The sequence below is a fragment of the Psychrobacter sp. Sarcosine-02u-2 genome (assembly GCF_002836335.1).
Taxonomy (GTDB): Bacteria; Pseudomonadota; Gammaproteobacteria; order Pseudomonadales; family Moraxellaceae; genus Psychrobacter; species Psychrobacter faecalis.
Genome location: NZ_PJBX01000050.1, coordinates 1 through 908, shown reverse-complemented (window position 1 = coordinate 908; position 908 = coordinate 1). Strand labels below are relative to the sequence as shown.

Sequence of the window (908 nt, the reverse complement as noted above, 5' to 3'; positions counted from 1 at the left end):
TATAGTCAATCCACAATAAAATTAGTACAACCCATATTATGAAATAGTTTAGGTAGATTATTCTCCATCCATCCTTGGCGTAGAAATTTAGCCTGTGCCCATTTTTTCTCAATAGGGTTTAAATCGGGACTGTACGGCGGTAGAAATAACAAGCGATGACCATGTCTATTGAGCAGTCTCTGAACGCGTTTGTGAAAGCTAGCGTTATCCATGACAATCACGCATTTAGTTTTAAGGCTTGGTATTAGCGTGTCTTTGCACCAGTTATAGAAGATATCGCCATTGATGTTCTTCTCAAAGTAATCGAGTGCAAACAGCGTCTTGTCATAGAGAGCACCAATAACGTTGGTTCGTTTTTTACCTTGCCAGTTGTAACTATCGATGCAAGGGGTTCCAATAGGTGCATAGCCATGAGAACGAATGGTTTCAGACTCAAAGCCGCTTTCATCCATGTATACAATAGCAAGGCCTTGAGCAATGTATTTGTTAAGTTTGCTTAGATACTTAGCTCTCTTTATGGGGCAAGCTTTTGGATGCGCCAAGGTCTTTTTTTTGACTGACACCAAGGCGTTTTAAAGCAGCCTCGATGCCCGACTTGCTACACCCAAAACGCTGTGCTCTCTCGTACAGGTAATCGTCTGGATGTTGTTCAACATCTTTTAATAATGCTTCGTTAGGTATTTTACTGGGTGGTTTATTGCGAGTGAGTTTGATACTAGGATCTTTGAGCCAATTCTGTAGCGTGGCCTTACTAATGTCATAGAATGCAGAAGCGTGTCTGATACTCATACCTTGTTGTTTAACACTTTTAATCACTTGAGCACGAAAATCTGCTGAATAAGTCATAATCTTTTTACTTTTCGCTTGTTTTAAAACTAATGTACCACTTTTATAAAGGCTCTACTATA

2 protein-coding genes are annotated in these 908 nt (G+C 39.6%); both read right to left on the bottom strand.

Annotated features, from left to right (window positions below; all coding sequences use genetic code 11):
* Window positions 1-5: 5 nt before the first annotated feature.
* Window positions 6-563 carry an IS630 family transposase gene (locus CXF58_RS01195; RefSeq protein ID WP_145989766.1) on the bottom strand — a complete coding sequence of 186 codons (558 nt, stop codon included), beginning with the start codon at window positions 561-563 and terminating at the stop codon, window positions 6-8.
* Window positions 505-846 (bottom strand): IS630 transposase-related protein, encoded by a 342-nt coding sequence (locus CXF58_RS01190; RefSeq protein WP_102076321.1) that lies wholly within the window; start codon window positions 844-846, stop codon window positions 505-507. The genes CXF58_RS01195 and CXF58_RS01190 overlap by 59 nt, the downstream gene beginning before the upstream one ends.
* Between the last annotated feature and the right edge of the window lie 62 nt (window positions 847-908).

Bases quoted from the DNA above. Each gene is read 5' to 3' on its own strand.
- CXF58_RS01190 (WP_102076321.1), bottom strand. From the start codon at position 846: ATGACTTATTCAGCAGATTTTCGTGCTCAAGTGATTAAAAGTGTTAAA.